Annotated in this window: 6 protein-coding genes and 1 tRNA gene; 1 reads left to right on the top strand and 6 read right to left on the bottom strand. The window is 53.6% G+C overall.

The genetic code is table 11. The features are described from left to right. Positions 1-214: 214 nt before the first annotated feature. From nac to IBT54_RS14885, 4 genes are all read right to left on the bottom strand, one after another. Positions 215-1,132 carry a nitrogen assimilation transcriptional regulator NAC gene (nac, locus tag IBT54_RS14900; protein WP_013358381.1) on the bottom strand — a complete coding sequence of 306 codons (918 nt, stop codon included), beginning with the start codon at positions 1,130-1,132 and terminating at the stop codon, positions 215-217. Between the two features lie 453 nt (positions 1,133-1,585). Next, on the bottom strand, positions 1,586-2,611 hold the full coding sequence (locus tag IBT54_RS14895; protein WP_179291192.1) for an ABC transporter permease: 1,026 nt from the start codon (positions 2,609-2,611) through the stop codon (positions 1,586-1,588). Between the two features lie 23 nt (positions 2,612-2,634). After that, positions 2,635-4,119: a sugar ABC transporter ATP-binding protein gene (locus IBT54_RS14890; protein ID WP_201252389.1), complete on the bottom strand. Its 1,485-nt coding sequence runs from the start codon at positions 4,117-4,119 to the stop codon at positions 2,635-2,637. Positions 4,120-4,151: 32 nt separating this feature from the next. Further along, positions 4,152-5,075 (bottom strand): sugar ABC transporter substrate-binding protein, encoded by a 924-nt coding sequence (locus tag IBT54_RS14885; protein ID WP_201252388.1) that lies wholly within the window; start codon positions 5,073-5,075, stop codon positions 4,152-4,154. Between the two features lie 505 nt (positions 5,076-5,580). Between IBT54_RS14885 and IBT54_RS14880 the strand changes: the two genes are divergently transcribed. Continuing rightward, positions 5,581-5,656: transfer RNA gene (locus IBT54_RS14880), tRNA-Asn, on the top strand. An 88-nt stretch (positions 5,657-5,744) separates the two neighbouring features. Here IBT54_RS14880 and IBT54_RS14875 read toward each other — a convergent pair. After that, positions 5,745-6,047, bottom strand: coding sequence for a helix-turn-helix domain-containing protein (locus IBT54_RS14875; protein WP_013358385.1), 303 nt, complete (start codon positions 6,045-6,047; stop codon positions 5,745-5,747). 4 nt (positions 6,048-6,051) lie between these two features. Then, complete coding sequence (locus IBT54_RS14870) at positions 6,052-6,405, bottom strand: type II toxin-antitoxin system RelE/ParE family toxin (protein ID WP_041456964.1); 354 nt, start codon at positions 6,403-6,405, stop codon at positions 6,052-6,054. Between the last annotated feature and the right edge of the window lie 126 nt (positions 6,406-6,531).

Here is a 6,531-nt window from a genome sequence, read left to right as displayed (position 1 = left end):
CCCCCTCATTGTTAGCCCGCTGCAAAGCGAAATTCGCCAACCGGCAGGGATTTCAGGAGAGGCACCCGGACGCCAGGATTGTTAAGGGGCGGGCGTCCGCCCCTTGACGCGTCCGCCTGCTCAGGCAACCTGAAACTCCCCACCACCTGGCAGGCGTAACCTGCTCAGTATGAACGCGCTGCAAAGCTTAGCTAAAGGTCCGCTGCAAGCACCCCTACCCCACTAACATCAACTCCCGCTCCTCATTCAGCGGCTTATTCAGCAGCGACAGCAGGATATTTTTCACGGCCTGTGCAGAAGGCGACAGCGGCAACCGGGCTGAGATGTTCAGCGACAGCGGCAAACTCAGTGACGGGCTGTTGATACGGGACATCCAGGCATCGGTTGAACCTACCAGCGCACGGGCGGCCGATTCAGGTAATACGGTGACACCCATGCCGCTGGAAATGGCTGCGGTCAGGGTTGAAATCGATTCGATCTCACCAATGATGCGCGCACTCAGGCGACGCAGTGAAAAGGCCTCATCAACCCGTTTGCGCACTGCGCTGTAGTCGCGTGGTAAAAACAGGCTCATCTGCGCCACATCGGCCAGATCGACGCTGGCTCCTGGGTAGTCGGTAGCGCCGACCAGGAAGAGATCTTCTTTCATCAGCGGCATGCTGTTGATGCCGGCAGTCGGAGCGCGATCGTACAGTACCGCCATATCCAGCTGACCATTCATCACTTTCTCATTCAACACGCTGCCGCTGTTTTCATGCAGGTAGACCAGTACTTCAGGAAACTGATCGCGAACGGTTTGCAGCAGCGGCATGGTCAGCGAGGAGGCTGCTGTGCCGGGTGCCAGACCAATTGATACCTGGCCGCTCAGCACCTGACCGGCATTAATGACCGCCGTCTGGGCCTGCTCGCACTGGCGCAGAATAGTACGCGCATGACCATAGAGAATCTTTCCGGCTTCCGTTGGCGTGACGCCGCGCTTGGTGCGGATCAGGAGTTGCTGATCCAGCTCATTCTCCAGCGTTGCCACCTGCTGACTGAGTGCAGGCTGCGCGATGTGCAGCACTTCCGCTGCCTGCGTCAGACTGCCGATATCGACGATTTTCACAAAGTACTTCAGTCGTCTTAAATTCATCTTGCCTCCGTCACTTACCCTGAATAGCGAAAGGTGTCTGGCCCATCGCTCTGATGACAGAGATTTTGCAAGATGCAGGCCAGGTTTAAATCCTGCGCCTTGCCCGTCAGCCAGATTTTTCCTAACGGCCCGGAAAATAAGCGTTTCTGATTACCTCTTAAGGGTTAATAAGGATCAGGAATGCGTAATAGCAACAGAGGAGTCGAGCGGACGCACTGTGGCAGTGCAGATGCTGCGAGTCAGACGTGCAGAAAAGTGATGACGGGCTGTACAGTTTTAGTGCAGTGGAAACGTATTGCACCGGATGAAGGCTTGCCGGGCTTACAGGAAGGCATTAACCAACAGACTGAGAATGTAACCGCTATCAGCGGGATTTCTTATCGCTGACGCTTCCTGAAGACAAAAAAGCAACCGTTGCCCTCTCCCGTTGCGGAAGAAGGCAACGCCTGCTGATTAACGTTTTTTACGGTTACGATGCATGTCGATAGAGACCGCAGCGACGATGATCACCCCTTTGATGATGTCCTGAATATAGGCATCGACACCCACGAAGGTGAATCCGCTTTTAATCAGGCCAAGGATAACGGCACCGATTAATGTGCCGGTGATACGGCCGACACCGCCCATCAGGCTGCTGCCGCCGATAACGGCTGCGGCAATCGCATCCAGCTCGTAGGACATCCCCATGCTCGACTGGCCGCTGCTGACGCGCGCCGCCAGTACCACACCCGCCAGGCCAGAGAGCGCGCCGGCAATGGTGTAGACGATGATCAGATATTTATTAACGTTGATACCGGAGACTTTCGCCGAGGTCATGTTGCCGCCGATGGCGTAAACATATTTACCATAGCGGGTATGTTTCAGGGCGATGTGGAACAGCAGTGCCACCACCAGGAAAATCACGACCGGCATGGCACCCTGACCGATTGAGGTAAAGCCATCGGAAAGGAAGCTGATCGGATTGCCCTGGGTGTAATACTGCGCCAGACCGCGTGCCGACACCATCATGCCCAGCGTGGCAATGAAGGGCGGAATGCCGGTGCGGGTAATCAGTACGCCATTGACCGCACCCGCCAGCAGACCAACACCAATACCGGCCGCGATAGGGATCACCGCAGGCATATTAACCAGCGACGGATACATCGGCGACAGGCTGTCAGAGGTCTGCGCCAGACTGGCGGCGACCACCGCCGCCAGGGCGATGACGGAACCGGACGAGAGATCGATACCGGTGGTGATAATGACCTGGGTCACGCCAACGGCGATAATCCCGATAATCGCCACCTGCAGGACAATCAGGATCAGACGGTTGGTGTTGAGCAGGAAAGACTGGTCACGCACGTACCAGCCAAACATTTCAAAAATCAATGCAATCCCCACCATCACCACAAAAATGCCGGTATCTTTCGGCAGTTTATGGCGCAGGCTGGCAAAAAAAGAGGGTTGCTGCGGGGCTGCCGGGGTAGCAGTAGCTTTCATATTGCTCATAGTGGTCTCGCGCCTCACTCGGATGCCAACGACAGAATGGTTTCCTGATCGGCTTCTTCTTTATCGAGGATGCCGGTTATACGCCCGCCGTGCATCACCATCACCCGGTCGCTCATGCCAAGGATTTCTGGCAGTTCAGAGGAGACCATGATGATAGCCACGCCACGGTTGGCGAGTTCACTGATTAAGCGGTAAATCTCCGCTTTTGCACCGACGTCTATACCGCGCGTCGGTTCGTCCAGAATCAGAATCTTCGGTTGCGCCAGCAGCCAGCGGGCAATCAGAACCTTCTGCTGATTACCGCCGCTGAGGTTATTGATGATCTGATCCATGGTCGGCGTTTTGATATTGAGCCGACGGATTTGCTCCATGCAGTCCTGCGCCATCTTCACATGACTGACAAAACCGCTTTTGCCGCTGTACTCCGGCATGTTGACGATGCTCATGTTCTCCATCACCGACAGCACCAGAAACAGGCCGGACTTTTTACGGTCCTCGGTCAGGAACGCCATGCCCTTTTCAATCGCGGTTGAAGGTGAGTCGATCGTCACCGGTACGCCATCAATCAGGATCTCACCGCTGTCGAAGCTCTCCATGCCGAACAGGCTCTCCATCACCTCGCTGCGACCGGCCCCCACCAGCCCGGCGACGCCGAGGATTTCACCCCGGCGCACGCTGAAACTGACATCGGTGAAACGATCTTTGCAGGTGAGATTACGCACCGTCAGCACCTCTTCCCCGATGGCACTGTTGAATTTCGGGAACAACTGCGTCAGCTCGCGTCCTACCATCTGTGTAATCAGCGACTGACGGGTATATTTCGCCGTCTGATCGCTGGCGATCCAGCTGCCGTCGCGAAAAATACTGACTTCATCGGTGATGTTGAAAATCTCATCCATCTTGTGGCTGATGTAGATGATGGCTTTACCCTGCTCCCGCAGATCGCGAATGATGGTAAACAGATGCGCCACTTCGGTTTCCGTCAGCGCGGAGGTCGGCTCATCCATAATGACGATGTCTGAATCCCAGGAGACCGCTTTGGCAATCTCGACCATCTGCTGCGACGCAATGCTCAGCTCGCCCACCATCCGATCGGCTTTCAGGCGGATATTCAGGCGGTTGAGCAGTTCCTGCGTCTTCTGATTAAGTCGGGCGTGGTCGACAAAGCCAAACTTCATCGGCTCACGGCCCAGCCAGATATTCTCGGCGACGGTCATGTAAGGCACCAGATTGAGTTCCTGGTGGATCATTGAAATGCCGGAACGCAACGCGTCCATGGTGTCCTGAAACTGCACCGGCTCCCCTTTAATTTTGATGGTGCCCTTATCGGGACGATACATCCCGATAAGGCACTTCATTAAAGTGGATTTGCCCGCGCCATTTTCGCCCATCAAGGCATGTACCGTTCCCGGACGCACCCGCAACGACACGTTGTCGAGGGCTTTGACGCCGGGGAAGAACTTGCTGATGCCTTCGGCTTCAAGCGCAAACGCGTTCATACATCACCTCCGTACAGCTGGGTCGGGAACGATTATTTCAGGTTACGCTGGGTAAACTGTTCCATATTTTCTTTAGTAATCAGCTGGTAAGGGATGTTGATAATTTTCTGCACTTGTTCGCCTTTCACCAGTTTGATCGCCGTCTGTACCGAGCCTTCACCCTGGCCCTTCGCATCCTGGAATACGGTGGCGACCATCTTGCCCTGCTTCAGCATCTGCAGCGCATCAGGTGTACCATCGACGCCAGCAATCAGGATTCTGTTCGGGTTTTTACCCAGTGCCTGCAGCGCACCAATTGCCATTTCATCGTTGTTCGACGCGATAGCATTGATTTCATCACCGGCCGTCATCCAGTTACTGACCACATCCACCGCGTCGTTACGGGTAAATTTGGCGGTCTGCTTCTGAACAATTTTGATGCCAGGATATTTAGCGGCCACTTCTTCCACACCTTTGGTACGGTCGCGGGTCGATTCATTCGCCAGGTCACCCATCAGAATGGCGACGTTGCCTTTGCCGTTCATTGCTTTCGCCAGCGCTTCCATCTGTAACCGCCCGGCCAGTTCTGAATCGGAACCCACATAGGCCATTTTGCCGGTGAGTTCAGCCCCTGGACGGCGGTTAACAAAGACAAGCGGAATGCCCGCTTTGCTTGCCTGATCCATAATCGGTTTCACCGCGTTGGTGTCGACCGGGTTAACGATCAGGGCATCAACACCCTGGCCGATGAAGTTCTGAACCTGCTGAAGCTGTTGTGAAACGTCACCCTTTGCATCCTCAACCTGGCCTTTAACACCATCCTTCTGCATCTCCTTCTGCATTGAAGTACGCAGAATCGTCAGGAAGTTGTCATCAAACAGCGCCATCGAGACGCCCACTGAGATATCTTTTGCCATAACCGCGGCAGGTAACATGCAGGCTAACAGTGAGGCGACAATCGTTTTTTTAATGTTCATAGGGACCCTTCTTATTTGTTAACTTGCTCAGCGGCTGTACCCGCGAATGAAAAATATCTTTTACATTCACCCAGCCTGTCTGGCGTCTGTTTCAGGAAATTTGAGGTAAGACTTCAGGTTATGGCTATTTTTGTGATCGACCACTCCTTTTCACAATCACTTGATCTGCAAACAGTTAGTTTAAAAATGCCGTTTCATTTCCGGATGATAATCACGACCGTGATGATAAGCAGTTTATTTGTTCCATATAATGTCTTTTTGAAATTTTTATCATAAAAGCACTGAAACGGTTGTTTTAACATCGGCAAACAACAAAACTTTGACATGCCTCTAACATCTGCCGAGAAATGCCCGCAAAGTGAGATCCTGTTGGCAGTTTGAAAAGCCAGCAGATTTGCGTAAAAACCGCCAATCCGCTGCTTTTACGAGCATCTGAACGCAATTCAGTAAACAGGGCTTTGACAAGCGGGATCAGCGCCGTTAATATTCGCCCCGTTCAAGCGATTCCTCTGTAGTTCAGTCGGTAGAACGGCGGACTGTTAATCCGTATGTCACTGGTTCGAGTCCAGTCAGAGGAGCCAGAATTAGAAAAGCCCGCTCAGGGAAACCTGAGCGGGCTTTTTGCATTGATGTTTTTAATCACGGCGGCATGGTTTTCACGCCAGAGGCTTACACCACGAACCCGAAGTGGGAACCATCCGGCAGCTCCACCACCAGCCGCAGTTTCCCCCCCGCCGCATCCACGTAGCGTTTGAGCGTGGAAAGCTTCAGGTCACGCCCCGGCTTTTCCATACCCGCCACGGTCGGCTGTGTGATGCCCAGCGCCTGCGCCATTTCCACCTGCGTTTTCTGCACTTTCTCACGCAGCTCGGCAAGGTGAATGTTGAGCAGGATTTCGGTCGCCATAGCCTGTGCGTCGGCAACGACTTCCGGTTTTTCATCCGCAATAAGCTGTTCCAGCGTTCTGCCCATCACGCTACTCCTTATGGTTAAAGCTTTTTAGCCAGTGTGTGAATTCCCGATCGGCAACCGGAAGCATCTCCCGATAAAATCGCTTTTCATTGCCCGCCTTATTACCGGCACACAGCACAATTGCCGTGCGGTTCGGGTCAAAAGCAAAGAAAGCCCTTATTGGGTCGCCGCGGCTCTGGATACGTAACTCTTTCATGTTGCTATAAGCGGAACCTTTAATCGTATCCGCATAGGGTCGGCTTAATCCCGGCCCCTTTTCCCGCAACACCATCAATGCAGCCAGCACGCAGGCGCGATCGCTGTCATTAAGCAACGTAAACCAGCGATCAAACCGCTCTGTCGTTTTAATCATCCACACGCGATCTCCTAATCAATATAGGTCAGATACTATATAGGTGTAAAGCGATAACCGAGTGTGATGTAGCGGAATGTGGAAGGCAGCGGTCTTTAATCAAATAGCAGAGAGGGGTTCTATTCTGTCTGT

The sequence above is a fragment of the Pantoea sp. S62 genome (assembly GCF_016658625.1).
Lineage (GTDB): Bacteria > Pseudomonadota > Gammaproteobacteria > Enterobacterales > Enterobacteriaceae > Pantoea > Pantoea vagans.
Note: the sequence above shows the minus strand (reverse complement) of the source record. Positions and strands in the feature narration are given on the sequence as shown.

Excerpts from the sequence above, each read along its gene's own strand:
- IBT54_RS14875 (WP_013358385.1), bottom strand. The coding sequence starts at position 6,047 with ATGGGCAGAACGCTGGAACAGCTTATTGCGGATGAAAAACCGGAAGTC.
- nac (WP_013358381.1), bottom strand. The coding sequence starts at position 1,132 with ATGAATTTAAGACGACTGAAGTACTTTGTGAAAATCGTCGATATCGGC.
- IBT54_RS14890 (WP_201252389.1), bottom strand. The coding sequence starts at position 4,119 with ATGAACGCGTTTGCGCTTGAAGCCGAAGGCATCAGCAAGTTCTTCCCC.
- IBT54_RS14895 (WP_179291192.1), bottom strand. The coding sequence starts at position 2,611 with ATGAAAGCTACTGCTACCCCGGCAGCCCCGCAGCAACCCTCTTTTTTT.
- IBT54_RS14885 (WP_201252388.1), bottom strand. The coding sequence starts at position 5,075 with ATGAACATTAAAAAAACGATTGTCGCCTCACTGTTAGCCTGCATGTTA.